At 42.5% G+C, this 24919-nt stretch carries 15 protein-coding genes; 2 read left to right on the top strand and 13 right to left on the bottom strand.

The window, feature by feature from the left end; genetic code table 11:
- Positions 1-39 precede the first annotated feature (39 nt).
- From KUV50_RS03525 to KUV50_RS03580, 12 genes are all read right to left on the bottom strand, one after another.
- The gene (locus KUV50_RS03525; RefSeq protein WP_222578713.1) at positions 40-1347 is read right to left on the bottom strand and encodes a neutral/alkaline non-lysosomal ceramidase N-terminal domain-containing protein; all 1308 of its coding nucleotides are present in this window, start codon (positions 1345-1347) and stop codon (positions 40-42) included.
- 137 nt (positions 1348-1484) lie between these two features.
- Complete coding sequence (locus tag KUV50_RS03530; protein ID WP_222578714.1) at positions 1485-4511, bottom strand: PVC-type heme-binding CxxCH protein; 3027 nt, start codon at positions 4509-4511, stop codon at positions 1485-1487.
- 11 nt (positions 4512-4522) lie between these two features.
- A complete protein-coding gene (locus KUV50_RS19565; RefSeq protein WP_222578715.1) occupies positions 4523-6259 on the bottom strand; it encodes an amidohydrolase family protein in 1737 nt (578 codons plus the stop codon).
- Positions 6260-6279: 20 nt separating this feature from the next.
- Entirely contained in the window at positions 6280-7842 is a 1563-nt protein-coding gene (locus KUV50_RS03540) for a CehA/McbA family metallohydrolase (RefSeq protein ID WP_222578716.1), read from the bottom strand.
- 101 nt (positions 7843-7943) lie between these two features.
- A complete protein-coding gene (locus tag KUV50_RS03545; protein ID WP_222578717.1) occupies positions 7944-8459 on the bottom strand; it encodes a gluconate 2-dehydrogenase subunit 3 family protein in 516 nt (171 codons plus the stop codon).
- 13 nt (positions 8460-8472) lie between these two features.
- Positions 8473-10155 carry a GMC oxidoreductase gene (locus tag KUV50_RS03550; RefSeq protein ID WP_222578718.1) on the bottom strand — a complete coding sequence of 561 codons (1683 nt, stop codon included), beginning with the start codon at positions 10153-10155 and terminating at the stop codon, positions 8473-8475.
- A 383-nt stretch (positions 10156-10538) separates the two neighbouring features.
- Positions 10539-11852, bottom strand: coding sequence for a neutral/alkaline non-lysosomal ceramidase N-terminal domain-containing protein (locus tag KUV50_RS03555; protein ID WP_222578719.1), 1314 nt, complete (start codon positions 11850-11852; stop codon positions 10539-10541).
- A gap of 35 nt (positions 11853-11887) precedes the next feature.
- On the bottom strand, positions 11888-13525 hold the full coding sequence (locus KUV50_RS03560; protein WP_222578720.1) for a RagB/SusD family nutrient uptake outer membrane protein: 1638 nt from the start codon (positions 13523-13525) through the stop codon (positions 11888-11890).
- 19 nt (positions 13526-13544) lie between these two features.
- Positions 13545-17078, bottom strand: coding sequence for a SusC/RagA family TonB-linked outer membrane protein (locus KUV50_RS03565; protein ID WP_222578721.1), 3534 nt, complete (start codon positions 17076-17078; stop codon positions 13545-13547).
- Positions 17079-17262: 184 nt separating this feature from the next.
- The gene (locus tag KUV50_RS03570) at positions 17263-18291 is read right to left on the bottom strand and encodes a FecR family protein (protein WP_222578722.1); all 1029 of its coding nucleotides are present in this window, start codon (positions 18289-18291) and stop codon (positions 17263-17265) included.
- Positions 18292-19064: 773 nt separating this feature from the next.
- Positions 19065-19775, bottom strand: coding sequence for a gluconate 2-dehydrogenase subunit 3 family protein (locus KUV50_RS03575; RefSeq protein WP_222578723.1), 711 nt, complete (start codon positions 19773-19775; stop codon positions 19065-19067).
- A gap of 1 nt (position 19776) precedes the next feature.
- Complete coding sequence (locus KUV50_RS03580) at positions 19777-21519, bottom strand: GMC family oxidoreductase (protein ID WP_222578724.1); 1743 nt, start codon at positions 21517-21519, stop codon at positions 19777-19779.
- 570 nt (positions 21520-22089) lie between these two features.
- Between KUV50_RS03580 and KUV50_RS03585 the strand changes: the two genes are divergently transcribed.
- Together KUV50_RS03585 and KUV50_RS03590 are read left to right on the top strand one after the other, a co-directional pair.
- A complete protein-coding gene (locus KUV50_RS03585; RefSeq protein ID WP_222578725.1) occupies positions 22090-22458 on the top strand; it encodes an endonuclease domain-containing protein in 369 nt (122 codons plus the stop codon).
- 194 nt (positions 22459-22652) lie between these two features.
- Entirely contained in the window at positions 22653-23021 is a 369-nt protein-coding gene (locus KUV50_RS03590) for an endonuclease domain-containing protein (protein ID WP_222578726.1), read from the top strand.
- Between the two features lie 1193 nt (positions 23022-24214).
- On the opposite strand, the gene KUV50_RS03595 is transcribed toward KUV50_RS03590, so the two are convergent.
- On the bottom strand, positions 24215-24919 hold the full coding sequence (locus tag KUV50_RS03595) for a gluconate 2-dehydrogenase subunit 3 family protein (protein ID WP_222578727.1): 705 nt from the start codon (positions 24917-24919) through the stop codon (positions 24215-24217).

Raw genomic sequence — 24919 nt, forward strand, 5'->3', positions numbered from 1 at the left:
ATTTTAAAGTATAAGCTGATTTACACGTTTACTAATTGGCTACTTGCTTAATAATTCACCCTGAAGATAGGCGGATACCGCCTCTGTCATTTGTCGGCCTGCTTCGGGTCTAAATGGAGATACGGTGGGTTCATATCCATTGTATTGCCATTCTTCTTCTGTCAGCATGTATCCCAGCCAACCATTGGTGTACCCAAAATAGAAGGTGTATGTAAAAGGAGATCTATCCCTGATTTCATTGGATATTTCGCAGAAAAGCTCCAATGGAGCCGCCCATATTCCGATTCGATTGTTGAACTTTAAGAAGGTTATGGGAAGCAAAACCTGGTCCACTCCTGATCCTGTTTTATCAGTATAATTTTTTAAATCATCCGTCCAACCCAAATCTTTCTTTCTGGGTGTTCGCACCACGATGCTTCCGAATTCCATATCCACCGTTTCTTCAGTATCGATGTGCTTCAAAGACGCCAGTATTTTGTTTCCCAGTAGCACTTTGAATTCATCCAAATGCCCCGCAGCCGGACTTGGATACACACTGTAGATCGGAGCGATATTACCCGCTGCCCCATTGATGAACAACAAGGGAGCACCCGTTTTCTCTTCTACGTATTCGGATACGATGCCCGGAGCGTCACCACTGATTTCAAGATTAGCGCCGCTCATGACTGTACCATGGATGGCATAATTTGCGATATGGGCAATGGGATTGCCCGTTGCTTTATCCGTCAGCTGAAGTATTCCAATCCGTCGGTCTACCGGCCCGTCCGGGTTCATACCCAAACGGGTATTCCCATCAATAGTTCGTGCACGGCGATTGATGTTGGCCTGTGCATATCCCCACCCAACACCCAAATGAGCCGGTTTTAACTGTGATCGCGCTTCCGCTATTCCAATCAGTAATTCCCGGGTAACAAAATTGGTGTAAGCCGTGTCATACTGGTGCTCATACCGATTTCCTAAAAAGACACTGGGTAGTCCCGGAGGACCAACTTCCGGCGCTGAATGGGTATGAGTTACACTCCACCAGAACTGGTTGTCCTGGATGTTGTATTTCTTCTTAATGATATCTTTTACCCGGTCATATTCGGACGGAGATACCAGGCATATATCACTGGACACCAAATAAAATTGGTCTTTCCCATCATCGAGGACGACAATGCGATGAAAGATAGAATCGTGCACGCCAGTTGATTTTCGGGCGCCATACCCTAGTAACTGCTGAGAATTATCCGGAGAGATGTTCCGCTTGGCGACTCCTGCGCGGAAGTCCTGAGAATTGCCCGAAGTCCAAATGATAGACAGGGTTAGAAACAGAGCCAATTTGATCGTTAAGTTTTGTTTATTCATAGTATATAGTTTTTGTATCGTTCACCAAGGGAATATGTTCCCGTATGTGTTTAGCGCCCCATAAACCTGGGAGAATGGAGCCATGGTCCATTGTTTAGTTCTTTTGTGGGCCCAGGGGCTCCCACATCCCAGGCAATCTATTTTATCTTCTTTATAAATGCCAGCAAATTCATCATGTCTTCTACGCCAATCATATTCTCCAATCCCGCCGGCATTACCGATATATTTTTTGCCTGAATCCTTTCGATGTCCTCTCGTGAAATAACCTCATCCTCTGACCCCAATATTCTCAAATTTATGGACGTACTGGTTTCTGATCCAATAATTCCCTGTTTGGTTTCTCCATTTTTCAAAGTGACTTCCCAAAGGTCATACCCGTCAGCAATAGATAAACCCGGATCTAATATGTCTTTTAATATAGAAGCTCGTTTTCGATTCTGGATCGTGGCCAGATCCGGTCCGTAAGCCGTACCGTTCTCCCCGCCAATTTGATGACACAAGGCACATTGAGCCTTGTACACAGCTAATCCTTTCACAGGATCTCCTTTCGGTTCGGTCGCTTCTTGATACTTGTCAAGTAATTCCTTTTTATCTGCATCGGTTACCTTCTGAGAGAAAATATCCCGGGATCGTTTTCGAAGTTCATCATTCGCCTGCGCCATCATACCTACTTGTTGACGCCAGGGAATAGCTGAAGGGTCAATTACCCCCTTCTCCAGTGCCTCTACCATCATTCGAATACTCGGTTCTCCGGACAAGAGCATTCGCACTGCTTCATCTCGCAAACCCGGAGCCAATGACGGCCAATGATCTATTAAGTAACTCACAAATTCCTGTCCTTTGAGCCGATGCATAGCCTGGAGTGCTACCCGTTGGATCCGGATGGATTCGTTGGGAACCAACATGTTTTTAAGTACATCGTAGGATTGATCATCTCCTGATAAGGCCAACAGCTGTATCGCAAAGACACGGTCATCTTCTTTCGCTTTTAGATCCTTTATTATGGACAGGGAACGATCTTTCGCTTTTTGGGTGGACCTGCCTTTGGGCAATCCCATATGACTAAGCAAAGATAAACTCGCTTGCCGAACGGATTGAAAGGGATTCGTAAATACCGTACTGAGAAGCGCATTTCGCTCCGCTTCAAAAGCGGCGGATTTATAATCGATGCTTCGACGACCTTGTACCAATCCTTCTAAAATAGCCGCCGGTAATTCGGCATTGCTTTGATCTTTCCAGCCAAGAGATCTGAGAATCAGGGTTTTAATGCTGGACACATCATTTTGGGCAGATATCATGGAAACAATCCGTTTTATAAATTCTTGATACGAGCGTTTGTTTTCGTTGAAATTTCCAATACTAGTTTCCAATAGGTTTGCTAATCGGGGGTTGTGAGCAGATAAAGCCGCCACCTGAAACCAAGAATCACTCACATTCTGCACTACCATAGCATCACGGGCTTGGTTGGCCTCTGGAGTGTCCAGGCTCCCCAAAGTACACATAAGCTGAAATCGAACACGAGCATTTTCATCCGAGTGAAGAGCCAATAACGCTCGTTGAATTTCTCCGTCTTTAAGAAAAGTCTCTGATAATTTTACAGCGTTTTCGCGAACTCCGGGTATCGGATCATGCAATAATTGAACCACCAAATCGGAGCTCAAGGCATTCATACCCTCCAAAGTCCAAGCAGCGTGTAGTCGGCCCAATGCGGAAGAACCTGATCGAACCATTTCTTTCAATAAGGGTATCGCTTCCGGATTTTCTCTATCCAACAGCAATCGCTGTGCATTTCTTCGGTACCAGGCATTTTCATGGCCAAGTAACTCAACCAATTCCTGATCAGATAAGGCAACCATATCAAGATTCGTCGTCCATTGTGCCGCCGGCGTTCCTTTCGGTGTAATCCGGAAGATCCTGCCCTGATCAACGCCATCGTATATGGTCCCAGATTGAATCACATCCTCTCCCATCCATTCCGGGTGCTCAATAATCCTTCGATAATAATCCACGACGTACAGTGCTCCATCAGGGCCCACATAATGATTAACCGGTCTGGACCATGCATCTTCAGAGGTTAAAAACTCCTTTTTTTCGAACATTCGTGAGGCCGTGAATGCAGCACCTGTTTCTGTGATTTTATCAACGTGGACCAAATTACTCACGGGTTCAGCCACAAAAATGGTATTCTCATATTCGGAAGGGAACAAGCCGTCGGAATACGCTACAGAACCACAGGCCGAAGTAAAAACACCGAGATCTGTCAGAAGCTGATATTCCGGATTTAAGGTAATCGGATAGACTTCCGCAGCATTCCCATGATCTGATATACTCTCTGTAGCATGAGAAATCAATAGGTTTGGGTTTCTGTTTAAATATGAGGCCTGCATGACTTCCTGAAAAGTGTGGTTCGAATTGCTGACCAGAAATTGCCGTCCCCACTGATCGTACGTCTGGCCAAACTGCCCCCGACTTGAGGTCATTTCGACTTTGAGCTCGTCCGGTTTCATGCGAATGCGTTGGCCTCTGGCATTTTGTGACAGTACCGGTCCGTTGGGTTTCCCATAAAACCGGACTTCTGAACCCAGATCATTAAATTCTTCAGTGTATACTTTAGCTGTAACCGCCGGTTCGTTGGAAATGTAAATCCAGTTATCAATGCCGAGGATAGGCGTATTAAAGTTGTGTTGTGGATTCGACACGGCAAATCCGGACAATATCGTATCGCGGATATCAGCTATTCCATCGCCATCTGTATCTTCCAAGTACAATACATTGGGTGGATCGGTAACCAATATCCCCTTCTTCCACCTCAACACACCGGTAGGAAAAAGCAGATCGGATGCAAAAGTCTCAGAATGGTTCATGATCCCGTCCCCATTCGTATCGGTCAATAATTTTACATTTCCGGAACCGCTTTTATCCAGCGGATATCCGTGCATTTCCACTACATACATTCGTCCCTGCTCATCAATTTCCATAGCGACCGGATCCGATATAAGCGGTTCCACAGCCATCAATTCGATCTGGAAACCTTCCGCAACTTTAAAGGTGGAGAGAATCTCCTCTGCATCAGGGAAGGCTTCCTTTCCCGTTTCACATCCAAAAAGCAGAATACAGCTGAAGAAGATTATGCTAATAAAAGGGTGATATTTAAAATTGAACATATGTTATTGCTTTATAAACTGTACTTTGTTAAAATATTTTTTAGGTTATCATGAAGGATTAATCTCTTCTCCTCAGTGCTTATTCGGGCAAACAGGATTGGTCCCAATCCCCACCCGATCGGCAAATCCAATAAGTCGGTTCCGAATAAAAACCGATCGGCTCCAATAGCGTCTACGACCTCTTCGCACGCGCGTGGTGATAATAACGGCACTGAACATATATATAAATTCTGATATTCCTTCATTACATCTGCATAGGCGGTCGTCGTATGTGCCGTGACAAAACAGGCTTTTGTGTACTTCGACACCAGTTTTTCAATTTGTTCAGCCGAGCCCCAGTAGTGATTAATGATAATTTGTTGATGGTCATGCGCCCATTGACAGGCTACCTCAATCAGAGGCCCCTCTACAGGATATCCCTGATACGTAGGAATGAGCTTAATGCCTCGCATTCCCTGAGCAGCCCCTCTTTTCAACTCCGCATTCATTTCTTCCTCGCCCCGCAGGGGATTTAATAAAGTAAAACCGATAAACCGATCTGAGTGCATTTTCACATCCCGGGATACGATGTCATTTCCAAAAACTTCATCACTATATACGCCGGCAAAACTAAATGCACATATTTTTTCCAGACCATAGTATTGGATGTCTTCTACCACGCTTTCGATATCAGATTCGGGTACATGATAATGTGCATTATATTCTCCGAGGTGGCCATGGACGTCATAGAATGTCATGTCGGATGGCCGTATTCCTGATCGACCATATTTCACGTATTCATCGTGCGGCTCTGGAAAATCAACCTTTAGCTTAGGAATTGGCGTATCCCAACTAAGTATCTTCCGTAGATTATCTCCGGCGATCAACTTTTTATCTTTTTCATCAATCTGTGCAGTAGTCAAATTGACCAGGGTCATATGTTGTCCATACTTCGGCCATCCTGAACCAAAAACAAGTCGATTCGCCCCCCAATGTTCGCTAATAAATTCAATTCCCCGATGCAACCAATGGGCGCTGAGTTCCAGATGCAAGTTGGGACAGGCATCAAAAGCCTTATAGAGCATACGTTGCGATCTCCTGATGCGTCCTTCGCTTATAATAACCGGAATATCCGGCCACCTTTTGCACAAATCCACTATACCATCCCAGTCTGTAGCATCGGAGCTGCCACGTCCATTGGCTTCTACCGGATTTATGAACACAAGTACTTTGCGTTCAGCCAGAGGTTCCATCAACGCATCAATGCACCAATCGGACAAATTAAAGAAAAATTGATTGGTGAACAGAAACAGTGCACGTACATTATTCCTCTGCATTTCTCTGAAAAACTGTTCCGGCGAACGTCCGGTTTCTTCCAGCACGCTCGGCAAGACAGACCAGGCAGGATGAATACGGGGACGCGTTTTACTTCTTTCCAATATTCTCTGATTGCCGTCAAAAGGATGATTTTCCCGGCTCAGACTATCCACCACCAGCGCTTCGGTGATACCATAATGATCCATTTCAGACAGCAAATCTTCCATAGTATGGAGCCCTTCCCCGTTCCATTTTAAATGGCGTCCCACAATACAATGGGCATCAAACACATTCCAATCGGAGGGAGCGACGCCATTATAGATATCATGTTCCATTTCCTTTGGGCCGATAAAATTAAATCTCCTTCCCAATCCGGAACCCAATCCAACTGTGGATAATCCAAGCCCTGTCAAACCTGATTGTCGTATAAACGCTCTTCTGTTTTTCTTCACGTTGAATTACTTTTATTGATTCAGCCGTTTAAAATCCATATAGGGCTGGTCCACGCATAATTATTTTCTTCCAATGTCACTCTGACGTAAACCCAACTATCATTATCAAATCGCCCATTAAGGTTTCGATTCCAGGTAAAAGCCTTCTTCGAGGGATGGGTGGCTTCCATGACCTCTCCGTTGGAAATCAACTCTATCTTTTCAATCGACAAATTGCTGGCTATTTCAGCTTCCAAAGTAAGTCCGTCTGTACCACTGATGGTTGACCCCATCGGAGAGCCGTTCATGGAAAACTTCACAATAGTACGATGATGCGTTGTGGCATAGACCCGTCGATTCCACAAGGCATCGAAGATGGATTCGCGACTGAGGTCTTTCGCCCATATGCCGGTCAAACCGGGTTTTTCAAGATCTCTATATCCTTCGGGTTCCAATTGAAATTCATGAAGCGCATCGCCCGGTCTGCCATCGTGTGTGTCGCCAACACCGATCATCCCAAGTTTGTGTCCTTTTTTCAATCCATCAACGACTGAATTATTTTTTGAAGCCTCTTCTTGCCTTTCTTCCGGTGAGGGCCTCTCATGACTCCCACCTATAGAATACATTTCCACCAATCGCTCTACCTCCGGATCGTGGTGATAGGTGTCAAAATCAATAATAAAAGCTGAATCCTTCGGGTGATTAGCTACCACCAGCCCTTTGTGCTTACGAACGATGTCAAATAACTCTTCAAGGGTGTTCTGATTCTCATCACTACTTCGGATTACCGGACCAGTTGCACCCGGATACAGAAAATTTCGATGACCAAAAGGTTTGCTCGTCCATTCTCCACCAATAAAGGTCACGAACTTCCCCGGTTCGTTGAATCGATTCGCCACCGCAGAAAAGTAATCCCATTGATCATCGGTGATGGCTTCGGTATGTTCCGTATGTGAAAATACATCCAAAAAGGCCTCATCCCTGGCGAAGGCATGTAATTCCTCCGGCGTCCGTACTCCGTCGCCAAAAATACTATGGCAATGGGTATCCCCCCAGAATAATCGGTCTTCCATTTTTACATGGCTGACCTTAATCGCATTACTCACCCCTTCGATGCCGCTCACGGGATCCACTACCTTTATATACTTTACACCTGGTTTCGAAAACCGGAAACCTTCCAATCTGCGTATGGGTCGATGATCTTTCTGATAAGGCCCTGTTCCTTCAGAAAAAGAATACTTTGCTCTTCCCGTGAACCCATCCGACCCGGAGATACGAACAGACCCTTTCCATGCTGGCAAGACATTGTCCATAAAATGGATTCCTCTCGGTGATTTATTAAACGGTCCGTTGACCGTGGCGCCTGTCCGGCTCCAATCCGGCCCCCACTTTGTAAAATAGGGATCGGTCAGCATTCGAATGCCTACAGAAAAAGGTTCATTCACTTGAATCGTTGAAGGAGCTACAATGGATATTGTACTTGGAGATTGCTCTTGATCTCCCGATTCACCTGGAATCTCTTTAAACTTCGCAATCTTGTTTTGTACCAAAGAGGCTCCAGTTGATACTATAGTGACTTTTTGGACAAATTCCCTTCTTTTCATGTTTTAATCACCAATATATAGTAATCCTGAAACTTTAATCGCAATTTCTTTTGGCTTATTCCCATTTTTTGAATCATTGTATGGCGCAATAAAGCATTATTTTACCAAGGTCTTTTTGATGAACAACCATCATACCGACCTGGCACCGGATAATAATCAAATAGTTGTGTTCGCCCGATTTCTGAGGAGAGATAAGCAGCAACAATAAGGCTTTTTATGGAATGATAACCTTCGTGTTGTTCTTCCATTATCGAAACCAGTTCTATCCGCTCCTGTTCGCTGCAATCCAGAAAGGAACGGTTGTAGGTTTCCCGGCTAAATGTATTCAAATCTGCCAAATCTCGTTTGAATTTTATCGCATCCTCTTCCGCATAACAATCTTGCACGATTAATGCAATATACTGACCGACCTGGGCCGCCTTTGCACCAGGCACCTCCGTCGGGGGTAGAATTACATCCCCCAACTCATTGATCAAGCGGACATCTCCGTTTGAAAACACCGTATTGTATGCGGTTTCACCCCGGGAATCGCAACTGCCGGACAACAGGATTCCCGATCCTATGGTCAGCACTCCTAATTTCGACCCGCCCTCTTTTATAAATTTTCTTCTATCCATCATCGTTTATATCTTATAGGTTCCTGCGATTTAGCTCCTTCACCGCATAATCCACTGCCCTGGCCGTCAAAGCCATATAGGTTACTGAAGGACCTGGCGTAGTGCCTGAAGAACACATCGAAGAGCCATCTGTAACAAAAACATTGGGGACCTCGTGGATTTGATTCCATCGATTTAAGACCGAAGTTTTCGGGTCCTTGCCCATTCGAGCCGTACCGGTTTCATGTATGCATGATCCGGGAATTTTGCCCCAATTATACGTTTCTATGTCCTTCAGTCCACCCATTTCCAGTATCTCTGCAGCGCTATTCATCATATCGTCGACCATGGCGGCTTCATTTTCCTTCCATTCACAATCCACACAGATTACCGGCATGCCATATTTGTCCTTTTTATCTTTGTGCAGGTACATTTTATTATCATGATGGGGCAAATGCTCTCCCCATGCTGTAATCCCCATGGTCCAGTGATCTGCGGGCATTGACAAACTTTCTTTGAAATCTCTGCCAAAGCCTTCGTCTCCTTTTCTTCCTCTTCCGGCCCCTCCCTGATAGGTGAACCCTCTGACATAATCCTTTTGCTCCGTGGCTTTATTGATGTTCCGGAAGCGTGGTACAAAAATCCCCGTTGGTCGACTGCCAAAGGTGAATTTATCTTCAAATCCTTCATATCTTCCACGGGCGCCCATTCCGTACGGCATATCCATTAAATTGTGCCCAAGTTCACCGCTGCCATTCCCCATTCCATTCGGGAAAACGTCGGATTTAGAATTCAATAATATAGCCGTGGTATTGAGGGTGGAGGCATTGAGGAAAATTATTGGAGCAAAAAACTCGGTATGTTCCATTGTCTCCGTGTCGACCACCCGGACTCCGGTGGCCCTTCTTGTTTCTTTATCGTAGAGGACTTCCTGAACCATCGAATAGGGCCGTAAAGTCATGTTGCCAGTCTTAGCTGCTGCCGGTAAGGTAGCCGAATTACTTGAAAAATACCCGCCAAAAGAACAGGCATGTCCCGCTCCGCAGCTTCCCTTGTACTGACAAGGTCCCCGGTCTCCTACTTTCTGTGTATGATTTGCTGTACGGCCGTGAATGATCATCCGACCGTCTTCAAATTTTCCTTTGATCCGTTGAGCGACTTCGGATTCCACACAATTCATGGGCATCGGTGGTTGAAATTTTCCATCCGGTAAGTGCGCCAATCCTTCTTTTGATCCTGAAATACCCACGAAAGGTTCTACATAATCATACCACGGTTCGATGTCTTTGTACCGAATCGGCCAATCCACCCCGAAACCATCTTTTGCATTGGCTTCAAAATCGAGAAAACTGCGTCGGTAACTTTGACGGCCCCATATAAGGCTTCTGCCGCCGACCTGATATCCCCGTGCCCATTCAAAGGGTTTATCCTGAATGTATGGGTTATCCAGGTCGTTGACAAAATACTTTTTAGAGCGCTCGTTGTAATTGTAAACCCCACTTTGGATCGGACTGTTTCTGCGATCTTCCTTTGTGATCCGACCCCGGTAAGGAAGTTCCCACGGTGGCACCATATCATCATAGTCTTTGATGTGCTCTACGTTCCTTCCGCGTTCCAGTACCAACGTCTTCAATCCCTTCTCGCACAATTCCTTCGCTGCCCAGCCACCGCTGATTCCGGTGCCGACTACGATCGCTTCGTATGTGTTTGTTTTCATTTTTATTTCAACTACTTTAATGAAAATTCTATGCTGAAGATACAATTATCATATTCATTCATAATACTTCATGAAGTTACTCAGCAACTTTCCCAGCTTAATGTCTTCCCGCCGGCGACATATACGATCAAAGAATAGGTTTATTTCCGCCGTATGGCCATTCTTCTTCCGCCGTCGTATCCCTAACCAGTTCTTTGAACAACCAATAAAAACATCAGCAAATGGTGAGCGATCTCGTATTTCAATAGACATAATTATAATATTTCTAAAGGCGTTGTACCAATACCAAAGAGATGTTCAAATCTTGGAAAACGTATAGCTTTAAAATCTGATACACCTTTGCTGCGATTTTCTCCGCGCAATTCAACAGATCATTTAATAATTCAATCTCTTATTCTATCCTCCTCTTCCAATACATTGGACACCTCTTTAATTAAATGATCACCGGCTTTAACAGAAAAAGGAGATACTCCCGGTTCATATCCACCTAATTTAAACTCAGCTTCCGTAGGTAAATAGCCCAATGTACCATTTGCTATACCATAATAAAAGGTATAAGGAAATGGAGAGTGTGCTCTTATTTCATTTGAAATTTCACAGAATAACTCTAATGGAGCTGACCAAATGGCTAGATCTTTATTTATCATTAAAAAATTAATAGGCATTCTAATGATGCCCTCACCGGCAGAATTTATTCTTAGGTAAGAATCCATATCCTCAGGCCAGGCATTAGCATCCAGCCCATTTTTTAACGGCGTTTCAATGACAATTTGTCGAGTCCTAAATTTAACATTTTCTGTGGTTGAAATAATATTTTCATTCGCTTCCAAAATTTTATCTCCTAAAAGTCTTTTGAATTGATTTAAAAATTTTTCCTTATTACCTGAATTATTAATGGAAATAGAGAACCGGGGAGCTATGTTCCCTTCCGCCCCATTTATAAATAATAAGGGAGCTCCAATTTTTTCTTCAACATAATTAGACACAACCCCTGGAACATCCCCACTTATTCTCAAATCACTTATGCTAAGAACTGTGCCGTGAATAGGGTAATTTGATATTAATACTATTGGTTTTCCAATTTCATTTTCAAATCGAATCAATCCTATTTTACGATCGATGGGTCCATCGGGATTTTCTCCCAAAAAAGTTTTATCATCAATGCCTCGAGCTCTTCTATTTATATTTGCACGTGAATATCCCCATCCAACTCCTAACTTAGCTAGTTCTAATTTCTCAATAGCTAACCCAATACCCTTCACAAGCATATCCTCGACAAATTTTGTATACGCTCTATCATATTCATGCTCATATCGTTCACCTAAAAAGTATGGTATTACACCGGCAGAACCTACTTCAGGAGCAGAGTGGGTATGCGTATTAGTCCACCATAAATCTTGTTCATTGACGTCATAAAGCGATTTAATCCTCTTGGCAGCATTCTGATAAGTTGCAGGCGATATGGCAGCTAAGTCAGATGAAACCAGAGCAAATCGATCAATGCCATCCTCTAAAACTACAATTCTATGATAAATACTATCGAGAACCCCCTTAGAATCCCTGGGGCCATAACCAATAAGATTCTGAGAAGTATTGGGTGTAATATTTACTTTTGTTACACCAACTCTAAAGTCAGAACTATACAAAAATGTGGGCAAAAATAGTACCCACATTATTGATTTTATTTTGTTTGTCATTTATTTCTGTTGAAATGGTCATTTTAGAGTAGTTGTTAATAATTTGGATTCTGCTGTAAATTAGGATTTCTATCAATAGCTGATTGTGGAATAGGGAAAAGATAATTTTTTTCCGGATTAAAAATCATTTCGCCCTGGGTAGCGGGAATAACCTTATATACCCAATCCTCTCCTACCTTCTCTATCAACATGGCCTGCATATGTCCATTCAAGTTTTTCTCAGCCAGTTTCAACCGAAGCAAATCGAAATAGCGTTTGTCTTCAAAGGCCAATTCTACCCGACGTTCCTGATAAATCGCTTTTCTCATTTCATCCTGTGTCAGGCCATCTTTTAAAGGTGGTAAATCCACTCTGGCCCGTACTAAATTAATAGCTTCATAAACAGACTCATCAGGTCCTACTGCTTCATTCTTCGCTTCAGCATACCCCAACAAAACTTCAGCGAACCTAAATATGATGTAGTTTGCGCTATTCAGTCGATTGGGACCATTCACAGCATATGCCGGATTCAATCCCTTTCGAATATAATAACCAGTATTTGTGGATTCATTTTTTGAAGCCAAATCGGTTTCATTGCGACTTCCAACGCCTTGCTTCATTACCATTTCTGAACCGACCCAAATAGAACCATCATATATAATTGACTCATAGAATCTCTTTTCCCGATTTGCATACGGATTCTGAGGATCATAACCAGAATCTGGATGATCTATCGGTAGTCCATTAGCCATAAAATATTCATCAACCAATTCTTGTGAGGGATCGACCCCACTCCAAGAAAGTTGAGTACCTCCAACTATCCATGGCCCCTGGAGGCCTTCCCGGCTACCTCCCAAAGAAGTTCCACCAAGATAAGACTTAGCAAAGATTGTTTCTTTATTCCAATTATTACCTTCCATAAATTGCTCATTATAATTTGGGAAAAGGTCATAAACTTGTAAATCTATAACCTTTTTATATGATTCAGCAGCCTTAGCCCACTTGCTTTTATCGTTGGTGTTGTTATAATACGGACTTGCCCATATAAGTTCGCACCATCCTTTTAGTGATAAAGCTGCCCCTCGGCTTGCCCTCCCGGCTTCCGCATTAACGGGCAAATCCATTTCAATAGCAGTCAATTCATCGACAATAAATTGATAAGTTTCTTCAGCTGTGTTTCGTGCTCGAAATACTTCATCACCTTGTTCACTTAGATTAAGAACATCTGTAATTATAGGTACACCTCCATGATGCGTCCAAAGTAACATATAAAAATATGCACGCAAAAAACGGGCCTCACCCAAACGCTTCGTTTTCCAATCGTCACTTAGCTTACCGGCATTCACCTTTGCTATAAATAAATTAGCTTTTCTAATATCATTATAGTGGCCCCATTGACTGGGTGCGTCGTCTGCTGTATAAATCGCAGTTTTAATCGTAGTTGTTGAATACCCCCAGGAATGGGCACTCATTGAATTGTCTGACCAATTCTCTGGAGGGTCATGCGTTGTAAAACTCCCCGGCAAGCCAGAGTATATGTTATTTAGGAACAAATCTGCGTTCCCTTCATTACTCCACAGGGTTTCATCTCCCACTTGAGTTGTAGGTTCAATAGTTAGAAATTCATCACATGAAAACAACATTAGTGAAAATGAAATAACAACTCCTATCTTAATTATATATTGATGTATCATTGGTTAATAATTTTTGAATTTATAATGTCACCTGCAATCCCACTGAAATAACTTTCTGATGAGGATAATTATACCCGCCAGAGCTCACACTTTCAGGATCATAAAATTCACCGACAAAGGATCCTGTCCAAGTTAGGATGTTTTGACCACTAACATATACCTGCATTCTGTCTATACCAACTCTTTCAATAAGGCTAATTGGCAAACTATATGATAGCTTTGCACTTTTTAGTCTCAAATAAGAAACATCATACATCCATTTCGATGATGTTTGAGTGTTGTTGTTATTTGGTACTGGTGTTAATCGAGGAAAACTGGCATTCGTATTATCCTCTTTCCAATAATCAAAGTTTTGTTTATAAGCAGACCTACCATTAAAAAATGGCCACATAGCTGATCCATTAAAATACTGACTTGTATTACTTACCCCTTGAAACAACACATCTAAAGAAAAGCTTTTAAATTTCACATTTGGTGAAAACCCATAAATTATTCCAGGGGGATCTCCAATAGGAACCCGGTCATCTGGATTTATTTTTCCATCTCCATTCGAATCTTTATATCGGATATCTCCGGGTGCGACCTGGCCCCAAGGTTGAATGGCAATTCCAGATTTAAGATTCCCCTCCATATCAAAATCTTCAGGTTGGAAATATCCTACTTCCTGATAACCGAATTGAGTGCCAAGAGGACGTCCAGTTCTTCTTCTATTAGGATTGTCATAAGTTGTGGATGTTTCATATATTTCCAAGACCTTGTTCTTAGCAAAAGTTACCGTTGCACTGAGACCAAGGGATAAATCTTTATTGACTTTATGGTTGAGGCCTGTTAAAAATTCAATCCCTTTATTTTCCATTACAGCTTCATTCACCTGACTAAGGCCTACTCCATATTCCAAGGGCGTTATTACATTTGGCGTTATGAGCATGTTTGACCTCTTCTCATAAAAATAATCTGTTTCGAAATGTACTGAACCATTCCATAATGAGATTTCTAATCCCAAATCCGTTTTATTAGCTCTTTCCCAAGTTATATTCGGATTTGGTTCTGAGCGTTCGTAAACTACTTGCACCCCGTTTCCACCAATAACATATCCAGGTCCTCTCACACCATAGGTACTTAAATATTGGAAGGGACCTCCAGCTAAAGCTCCAACTTCTCCATATGAAGCTCTTACCTTCAAATTGTCAAGCCATAGCAATTTATCCTTCATAAAATTTTCTTCAGATAACCGCCATCCTACTGAGAAAGCAGGGAAAAACCCAAATCGGTTTTCCGGTGCGAAATAATAATGTCCATCATAGCGTCCACTGGCTTCTACTAAATATTTATTGTTATAATCATATGATAATCGATAGACTAAACCTACCTGACTTGTTTCATATGAACCACCACTGGTGGACATATCATCATTACTAGAACTACCCATACTGATTTCATCAATATAGAGACTATAATTCCTCCTGGATGCTCCCAGAGAATAACCTTTTCCATTGATCGCTTCAAACACACCTGTAAAGGCAATTCCGTGGTCCCCAAATCGGTTTGCATAATTAAAGCCTGCCTGGTAGGTTAATTGAAAGGATTTGTCCTCATCTTGAAAAAGTGTAGGATTTGACTTGCCAAAAATGGCATCCGTTATTACATATGGTTTTTGACTTACATCAATATTGGCTACATGTAAAGGAGTGGACCATTTTTTGTGCGTGTTAAAACTTGGATCGAAAGCAACTTTCCCCATTAATGTAAGTCCTTCAATAAAGGGAACTTCTTGGTTGAGGGCTATTTGAGAATATACACTCAAAGAATTCCGGTCTCTGTATCCAGAGCCATAAATAGCGGCCGCTGAGTGAGCTCCATATAATCCATTGCTATAAAATAATGGACCGAAGTCCGGATGAGCGTATTTGATCAATTCAAACACTCGCACAGTAGATGAACCTAACGAATTATCATTATCCGTAGGGGGTTGAGTTGCATACTTATTAAAGCCGTTAATTTTAACAGACAAATTTGTTGTTGGCGTAATATCTCCATCCACACTCAATGAGAGATTGTATCGGTTGGCAGAGGTTGAAGGCCACATCCCCTCTTGGTTTTGATAACCAAAATTCACGAAGTAATTGAAATTATCAGATCCTCCTGATACATCAATACTGTGGTAATTTAACAAAGCATTCTTATTCACAAGGTCTCCCCATACATCATAATAAGGTGGGTATCGATCCGGGTCACTGCCATCCTGAAATTTTTGTAACGCATCATCAGTCCATGGTTTTGCAAGACCTACATTCTCAGCAGCAAGATTTTTCAACAGAGCATATTCATAGCCATTGACTAGATCAGGTAATTTGGTCGAGTTTTGAAACCCAACATAACCGTTATAGTTAATAACTGCAGAACCTGATTTTCCTTTTTTGGTCGTTACCAAGATCACACCATTTGCACCTGCTACCCCATAAGGTGCAACCGCTGCCGCATCTTTTAACACGGTAAAAGTCTCAATAGTGCTGGGATCCAAATTTTGAAAATTTCTTGGAATGCCATCTACTATCAACAGAGGTTGTGTTGACCCTATGGTAGAAATACCTCGTACATAAATATTGGAACCATCCAATCCAGGCTCACCCGAAGCTTGTTTTACTATTATCCCAGACAATCGGCCACCTATTGCATTACTCAAATCAGTAACAGGAATAGAATTAACTTCTTTCCCTTCCATGGAAGAAACAGCAGAAGTCAATGATGTCTTCTTTTGTGTTCCATACCCCACCACCACAACTTCGTCCAACAACTGGGAGTCAGAAGTCATTGATATAGTTAAAAATGTTTGACCAGCCACTGGTATTTCCTGCGTCTGATAGCCAATATAAGATACCATCAAGACCGAATTCTCATCAATATCCTCTAAGGTGAAATTCCCTTCAAAATCAGTGGATGTCCCTTTATTGGTCCCTCTGACCTGCACATTGACACCAATCAAAGGCTCACCGGATTCATCCGTTACGGTACCTGAAATCGAGAATGCAAGTAATGAAATTTGCTTTTGATAGGAATGTTGTAACAAAGCTATTGGTTTTTCATAGCCTCTTTTAAAAGGTGGGTTCTCCTGGCTATCGATCACGGTCTCCAAGTGTCTTACCATCCCTTTTAGAGAGGAAATGGCCTCCTTGCTTTCTTCATAGAGGATAATATACCGGTTGTCAAAGATCTTATACTTGAATACCGTGCCCACCAGCAATTGATCGAGGGCGTGGCTGACATTTGTGTAATTTCTAGGTTGATAATTGACCTCGACATTCTTTATCGAAGCTTCGTCGTAACTAAAGAAGACTTGGTACTTCTGGCTTAAACGATGCAAGGCTTCCGTGAGTTTGATGTCCTCTTGAGAAGCAGTAAAATCCCTGGCGTACAAATTCTGAAACAGGCAGGGAAGCACTAATAGCAGGAATAATAGACCGACTTTAAATGGAAGCCAGTTTCCCAATTTATCCACTCGTTTTAATTTTTCCTGTGGACTTTGAATTTTGTCATGTAAATGTCTTACTTTCATTGTTGCATTTTTAGTGATTTCATGAGAAGCAATTTATTTGCTATAATGAATACGGGTTCTTTTGAAATCCTATTTAAAAAATGTATGTATTAACATGGCCGGCTTTTAAGATATTGGCGTATCGGAGCCGCTTATAGCTTTGAATGGATATTCTCAGTTTTTAGCGCGCTATGCCGGCTGTTTTTTATTTTCGTTTATTTATTTCAATCACATCTCCCTTTTTGATTAAATCGACCTGTAGAATAAGCTCTAAACCTGACTCCACGATAGGCCAATCGGAATACGGTAAATGGGTGGTTAGTTTGCGTTGTAGTAATTCTTCATTCACTATATTAAAGGTTACGCCGTAGATGTCTTCCAGGGATTGGAGTATATCCCGGACCGACCAGTTCGTGTACATAAAGGTCCCCGCCATCCAGGACGCATTGCCATATTGATTGTCCGCTGCCCGGTCCAACTCTTTTGTTATTGAAGAGTAACTGACCGATTCCCCAGGCTTCATAACAATGGAAGGTTCTTTCTTTTGTGGCTGTACCGGAATTTCTGATTCTTTCAAATTCAAATGGACGATCCCTTCATCGAGGAAAATATCTGTCTTTTCGGTTCGACTCTTAACGTTGAAGGCTGTACCGACCACCTGGATCGTTAGATCGTCGGTCTGCACATCAAATCCGGTTTTCTCATCATTTGCATCTCGGATGGTCTTTACATCGAAGTAAGCCTCTCCGGTTAATATCGCTGTTCGATACCCTTCTTCCCGCCAATCTCGTTTCCATCTTAGAACAGAATTAGCATTGAGTGTGACCTGACTGCCATCATCCAACACAATCTTTTCCACTTCACCATAGTCCGTAGTATAGGTCAGGTATTCATCTGAACTGGCATTAAAATAAATCGCCAGGGAAAGTCCGATTACCAACAAGAAAGAAGCGGCTGCAGCTAACCAATATCTGCGGGTTTGTCGTTCGAGGACACGTTTTCGTTCCAGCGCCTTCCGTTTCCGAATTTCCATTTCGATTTCTTCCCAGTATAGCGGTGAAATCCGTTCCTGACCAGCATCCGATTGCCACGCCCGGCTCATTTCTTGTTTCAATAATTCAAGGTTTTCGGGGTTTTTGAGCACATTGAACAATTGATCAAATTCGGCCTGGGTCATGGACTGATCCAGGTATTTCTGGTATAAATGTTTGAGTTGTTTGCCGTCTTTGGTCACTGTATCAATGTTATTTGGTGGTGAAACGGGTGAGGATAGAAATCGGACTAGTTAAAGTTAAGATTTTTAAAAAAAATGTTTTTTTCACTTTGTCATGAAACAAAGTGAAGCAAAAGTCTAGGAAAAACGAATGCTCGCGCTTCAAGCATCTCCCGCACCCTCGCGTTTTTCCCCAGCAGCCCGCCGAAAGCGACGAGGAGTATGTGCCCTGTAACATTTCTGAACACGATGAATCTAATTTCAGGATGCATAGGATTTCTTACAGCAATATATCCAAGAATCTTGATTGATCCTGGTATTAAATAATTGGATTGCCGTGGAATTTGAATTGAAAAAAACATTATTCCAGTAAAAGATGGGGGTTTACCCGGCTTTCATTTTGATTTCACTTAGGCTGAACTCTTTCTCATTTCTCTCACGGAGAGAAAGGGTGGCTAAAATGAAAGCCGGTCGTGTTTATGCCTCCGAACGACTCCCCCTCTTCTAAGAGGGGGTTTGGGGGGAGTTCATTTTAGCGTCAAAGGATTATTACCTTAAAGAATGAGGGTTTACCCGGCTTTCATTTTGATTTCACTTAGGCTGAACTCTTTCTCATTGCTCTCACGGAGAGACAGGGTTGAATGCTTCCGTGAAAGAACGCTGTGCGTCTCCGTGAAAATTCTCTGTGAATCTCTGTGATAACTTCAATAGACCTTAACGAGATAAATAGAATTCTATAGACTAAAAAGCCTTAGTGCCTCTTTACGAATTCTTATCGGTTCTCCGCACAATAACTACAGCTCATACCCGCTCCAATCCATCACCTCATTCCGCGTCGATTGATCGATGCATTCATCCAATGTTTTTTGATCATAGGCCAGTCCATGTTTATCCAGTACCTCCTGAGGCACACCGTCCCATACATTGGGCGTATTGCCCATATATCCAAGGTCAGCCATGCCCTCTTTACTGGAATAATATCCACAAACGACCAGATTTCTCATGGTGGAGAAGAACCGAACGCCTGCAGCATACGCCGGGTCCGCGTCATAGGGATAAGCAATATCATCCACGATCTCGATTTGCTCCTTATCGGAAGCATCCACGAATTCTTTGTTAAATCGCTTTCTACTTTCATGATTGACCCACTGCAATCCACCACGAAGAGGTACCTGATATCCGGTTTTATCTAAGGCCATAAAATCAATGAATTCTGCCACCCCGGTTTCACTGGCCGCTTTGAATTGACCATCAGCCGGAATTATAATATCGGCCAGCACATTGATAAGCGCCACTTCTTCGGTAGTAAAGAAATTGGATTCTGTGAGTGCTTTATCCCGTTCGAGTTCTTCCGGGGTACGTCCAATATTAAATGGGTTATCTTCTTTTTTCGGTACACCTTCTACCCGTCCATTTTTGTCATCTGAGGTACTGCAACCTGTGAAAACCAGACCAGTTGCAGCTGTCCCTGCTACCAAATACCGTAATGATCGTCGTCTGTCCATGCTATATATTCATTTTTTTAAGCTCATCAATTAAATAATCAGAAGATCGCCACGCCAAAGCCATAATGGTCCAGGTCGGGTTTTTATCGGCTTGTGATACAAATACCCCACCATCAACCACAAATAAATTGGGAACATCGTGGGTCTGACTCATCCGGTTGGTGACCGACGTTTTTTTATCATCGCCCATTCTGGTGGTGCCGACTTCGTGAATGATCCGCCCTGGATCTTCTAACCCGTAATTGGATTCCGGACCGGGTTTGGTTCCATTGGGTATTCCACCTAAAGCATCAATAATCTCCTCGAAAGTTTCGTGCATGTGTTTAGCCTGTTGGATTTCATCATCGGTCCAGTTGTAATTAAAACGTAAAACTGGTATTCCAAATTGATCCACCACACTGGGATCAATTTCACAATAATTGTCTTTCTGAGGTACGGATTCTCCACGTCCGGCAAAACCCACTCCGGCCCCATAAAACCGCTTGACATCATCTTTAAGTGACAGCCCATAACCACCTGCTTTTTTCATTTTACCATCTGGACCAGGAATTTTCCCATTCTTATTTTCCATGCCAAATCCAAATCCATACCCAGGCATATTCATACCGCCTCCATATTCGATGTGGTAACCTCGCGTGAAACCAAGGTCTTTTTTATCATTTAACCACCAGGGAGTATATACGTGCATACCTTGAATGCCATCTTCATTGTACCGGGTACGGTCCAGAAGCTGCGGAAGTATGGCACTCCGGGAAGCTCCTGTTGAGTCGTGCAAATAATGTCCAATCACACCACTTGAATTGGCCAGACCGTTTGGGAAACGAGATGATTTGGAATTGAGGAGAATTCGCGCGGTTCCGCAAGCACTGGCGCCGAGAACCACAACTTTGGATTTAATTCGGTATTCTTGTCGGTCGTGTTTGTTAATGTATGACACTCCCGTCGCCTTTCCTTCCTCGTTGGTAGTCACTTCGCGAACCATGGCATCCACATACAGATCCATATTACCTGTCTCGGTAGCAGGACGGACCAAGACCGAAGACGATGAAAAATCACCATACACCGAACAAGAGCGACTGCATTGATGACAATAAAAACAAACGCCTCGTTTATCATTGATTTTCTTGGTCAGCATTGACATCCGGGCTGGAATTACGGGGATTCCAACTTTTTTCAAGCTTTTCTTCAGATAAAGCTCATGCAATCGTGGTTTTGGAGGCGGTAGAAAATATCCATCCGGTTCATTGGGTATATTTTCACGGGTACCGAAAACACCAACTAATTTATCTACTTTGTCATAGTATGGAGCGACATCCTCGTAGCTTATCGGCCAATTGTCTCCTTTTCCATCAAAATCCTTACGTTTAAAATCCAAAGGACCGAAACGGAGAGAGATACGCCCCCAGTGATTGGTTCGACCGCCAACCATTCGGGATCGAAACCAGTCAAATTTTGTTCCGTTTTTGTGTGTATATGGCTCGCCTTTCAGTTGCCATCCCCCATAAGCCATATCAAAGTCACCAAAATTCCGGGTGGGGGTGCTGGCTCCGCGTCGAGGTGACTCATACGACCATTTGAGCTGAGTTTGAGTCTCCGGATTCGCCGGGTCAAAATCCGGTCCAGCTTCCATCAAAGCGACTTTGAGTCCCGCTTCAGATAAAACTTTGGCCGCCATTCCTCCACCTGCGCCCGAACCTACAATGCATACATCATATTCGGGCGTTTGTTCTTTAATTTGAAACATATTCTTGATTCTGTTTGAAAATATCCAATTATGCGTCCAAAATAATATATTATTGTTAATAAACAAGCATCTAGTCTTAACTTTATTAACGATTTGGATCGACGATTCTAAATTCTTAGTCGTAATCTCATAGATATGTACGTACTCATTCTAAATCTATTCCTCCTCTTTCGATATGTTTCTGCACAGGGTATCGATGAGGGTCTACCCGTCATTCATTTTGAATTTACCCAGGCTAAACTCTTTCTCATTTCTCTCACGGAGAGAAAGGGTGGCTAAAATGAAAGCCGGTCGTGGATATGGTTCCGAACGGCTCTCCTCTTCGAAGAGGGGGTTGGGGGGAGTTCATTTTAGCGTCAAAGGATTAATACCTTAAAGAATGAGGGTCTACCCGTCATTCATTTTGAATTTACCCAGGCTGAACTCTTTCTCATTTCTCTCACGGAGAGAAAGGGTGGCTAAAATGAAAGACGGTCATGTTCATGACACCGAACGACTCCCCTCTTCTAAGAGGGGGTTGGGGGGGATTTCATTTTAGCGTCAAAGGATTCTTTTATTTATATTTATTTCATGAGTTATAAAACAGTTCTAGAATTGGCCAGATGGATGAGAACTCATCCAACTCCTGCTGAACAAATATTCTGGTCGAAAGTAAGAAATAAAAAATTTTATGGATTAAAATTTTATAGGCAATATATTATAGAACATAGCAATATTTTAGGGTCAAAAAGTTTCTTTATCCCCGATTTCTATTGTCATCAAGGCAAGACAATTATTGAAATCGATGGAGATATACATCATTACCAAATGGAGTATGATCAATTACGTGAAGAAAGATTAATTGAGATGGAGTACAGTATTTTACGATTTGAAAATGACCTGGTATTAAATAATTGGAATGCTGTGGAATCTGAATTGAAAAGAAAATTATTACTTTAAGGGATGAGCGTCTACCCGTCTTTCATTTTGAATTTACCCAAGCTGAACTCTTTCTCATTTCTCTCACGGAGAGAAAGGGTGGCTAAAATGAAAGCCGGTCATGTTCATGACACCGAACGACTCCCCCTCTTCTAAGAGGGGGTTGGGAGGAGTTCATTTTAGCGTCAAAGGATTCTTTTATTTATATTTATTTCATGAGTTATAAAACAGTTCTAGAATTGGCCAGATGGATGAGAACTAATCCAACTCCTGCTGAACAAATATTCTGGTCGAAAGTAAGAAATAAAAAATTTTATGGATTAAAATTTTATAGGCAATATATTATAGAACATAGCAATATTTTAGGGTCAAAAAGTTTCTTTATCTCCGATTTCTATTGTCATCAAGGCAAGACAATTATTGAAATCGATGGAGATATACATCATTACCAAATGGAGTATGATCAATTACGTGAAGAAAGATTAATTGAGATGGAGTACAATATTTTACGATTTGAAAATGACCTGGTATTAAATAATTGGAATGCTGTGGAATCTGAATTGAAAAGAAAATTATTACTTTAAGGGATGAGCGTCTACCCGGCTTTCATTTTGATTTCACCTGGGCTGAACTCTTTCTCATTTCTCTCACGGAGAGAAAGGGTGGCTAAAATGAAAGCCGGTCATGTTCATGACACCGAACGACTCCCCCTCTTCTAAGAGGGGGTTGGGGGGAGTTCATTTTAGCGTCAAAGGATTATTACCTTAAAGAAAGAGGGTCTACCCGGCTTTCATTTTGATTTCACCTGGGCTGAACTCTTTCTCATTTCTCTCACGGAGAGAAAGGGTGGCTAAAATGAAAGCCGGTCATGTTCATGACACCGAACGACTCCCCCTCTTCTAAGAGGGGGTTGGGGGGAGTTCATTTTAGCGTCAAAGGATTATTACTTTAAGGGATGAGCGTCTACCCGGCTTTCATTTTGATTTCACCTGGGCTGAACTCTTTCTCATTTCTCTCACGGAGAGAAAGGGTGGCTAAAATGAAAGCCGGTCATGTTCATGACACCGAACGACTCCCCTTCTTCTAAGAGGGGGTTGGGGGGAGTTCATTTTAGCGTCAAAGGATTATTACCTTAAAGAATGAGGGTCTACCCGTCTTTCATTTTGAATTTACCCAAGCTGAACTCTTTCTCATTTCTCTCACGGAGAGAAAGGGTGGCTAAAATGAAAGCCGGACGAGTATATGGTTCCGAACGACTCCCCCTCTTCTAAGAGGGGGTTTGGGGGGAGTTCATTTTGGCGCTAACGGATTATTTCCTTATAGGATGAGCGTCTACCCGTCATTCATTTTGAATTTACCCAGGCTGAACTCTTTCTCATTTCTCTCACGGAGAGAAAGGGTGGCTAAAATGAAAGCCGGTCATGTTCATGACACCGAACGACTCCCCTCTTCTAAGAGGGGGTTGGGGGGCACTTACTGTATTCTGAACATGAATAATGGATTAGAAGATGTACAAGATTTCTTATGGCAAAATATCCCTGAATCCTGATCGATCCTGAAATCAAATAAATCCTGTTCTGACTGCATAGCTTTACATCTGTCGTCCGCAAAGACGGACTTATAATGCTTTTGAACTTTTTCCAAGGGCTGACAACCCTGACTATGATCTTTTGTCCCTCTGGGACTTTAAGATGCACAGGAATCTTTTTGGCAATATATCCTTGAATCCTGACTTATCTTGAAAGCAAATAAACCTGTTCAGACATCTTAGTCAGACCTATAACTCATACCCACTCCAGTCCATCGTTTCATTCCGTTTGGATTGATCCACGCATTCATCCAGTGTCTTTTGATCATAGGCCAGACCATGTTCATCCAGTACTTCTTGAGGAACCCCATCCCATACATGCGGTGTATTTCCCATATAGCCTATATACTCGATGCCTTCTTTGCTTGAAAAGTAGCCACAAGCAACCAGATCTCTCAAAATCGAAAAGAACCGGGCTCCCTGTGTAAAGGCTGGTTCTGCATCAAACGGATAAGCAATGTCTTCAACAATCTCTATTTGCTGTGATTCGGATATATTTACAAATTCTTTATTAAACCGACGTCGACTCTCCTGATTGATCCATTGCAGTCCACCTCGCAATGGAATTTGAAAATCCGGTCGATCCAGTGCCATAAAGTCAATAAATGTGAATACATCGGTATCTGTAGCGGCCCCGTATTCCTCATCGGCCGGAATGATTATGTCAGCCAACACATTGATAAGCGCTGCTTCATCTGAGGTGAAAAACGACCGTTCACTTAGATTTTTATCGCGTTCAAGTTCTTCTGGTGTGCGTCCATACCCAAATGGATTTTTTGCTTTTTTAGGAACCCCTGCGACCTGATACTTTTTATCATCGGCACAGCTGGTAAATAAAAATCCAGTCAATGCAGTTCCCGCTGCCAAATACTTTAATGTTCGTCTACGGTCCAT

It is taken from the genome of Membranihabitans marinus (assembly GCF_019802045.1).
In the GTDB taxonomy this organism is placed as follows: Bacteria; Bacteroidota; Bacteroidia; order Chitinophagales; family Saprospiraceae; genus Membranihabitans; species Membranihabitans marinus_A.

What these genes read in the sequence shown, in the direction of transcription:
- KUV50_RS03525 (WP_222578713.1), bottom strand. Translation starts at nt 1,347, where the DNA reads ATGAATAAACAAAACTTAACGATCAAATTGGCTCTGTTTCTAACCCTG.
- KUV50_RS03530 (WP_222578714.1), bottom strand. Translation starts at nt 4,511, where the DNA reads ATGTTCAATTTTAAATATCACCCTTTTATTAGCATAATCTTCTTCAGC.
- KUV50_RS03540 (WP_222578716.1), bottom strand. Translation starts at nt 7,842, where the DNA reads ATGAAAAGAAGGGAATTTGTCCAAAAAGTCACTATAGTATCAACTGGA.
- KUV50_RS03545 (WP_222578717.1), bottom strand. Translation starts at nt 8,459, where the DNA reads ATGGATAGAAGAAAATTTATAAAAGAGGGCGGGTCGAAATTAGGAGTG.
- KUV50_RS03550 (WP_222578718.1), bottom strand. Translation starts at nt 10,155, where the DNA reads ATGAAAACAAACACATACGAAGCGATCGTAGTCGGCACCGGAATCAGC.
- KUV50_RS03555 (WP_222578719.1), bottom strand. Translation starts at nt 11,852, where the DNA reads ATGACAAACAAAATAAAATCAATAATGTGGGTACTATTTTTGCCCACA.
- KUV50_RS03560 (WP_222578720.1), bottom strand. Translation starts at nt 13,525, where the DNA reads ATGATACATCAATATATAATTAAGATAGGAGTTGTTATTTCATTTTCA.
- KUV50_RS03565 (WP_222578721.1), bottom strand. Translation starts at nt 17,078, where the DNA reads ATGAAAGTAAGACATTTACATGACAAAATTCAAAGTCCACAGGAAAAA.
- KUV50_RS03575 (WP_222578723.1), bottom strand. Translation starts at nt 19,775, where the DNA reads ATGGACAGACGACGATCATTACGGTATTTGGTAGCAGGGACAGCTGCA.
- KUV50_RS03580 (WP_222578724.1), bottom strand. Translation starts at nt 21,519, where the DNA reads ATGTTTCAAATTAAAGAACAAACGCCCGAATATGATGTATGCATTGTA.
- KUV50_RS03585 (WP_222578725.1), top strand. Translation starts at nt 22,090, where the DNA reads ATGAGTTATAAAACAGTTCTAGAATTGGCCAGATGGATGAGAACTCAT.
- KUV50_RS03590 (WP_222578726.1), top strand. Translation starts at nt 22,653, where the DNA reads ATGAGTTATAAAACAGTTCTAGAATTGGCCAGATGGATGAGAACTAAT.
- KUV50_RS03595 (WP_222578727.1), bottom strand. Translation starts at nt 24,919, where the DNA reads ATGGACCGTAGACGAACATTAAAGTATTTGGCAGCGGGAACTGCATTG.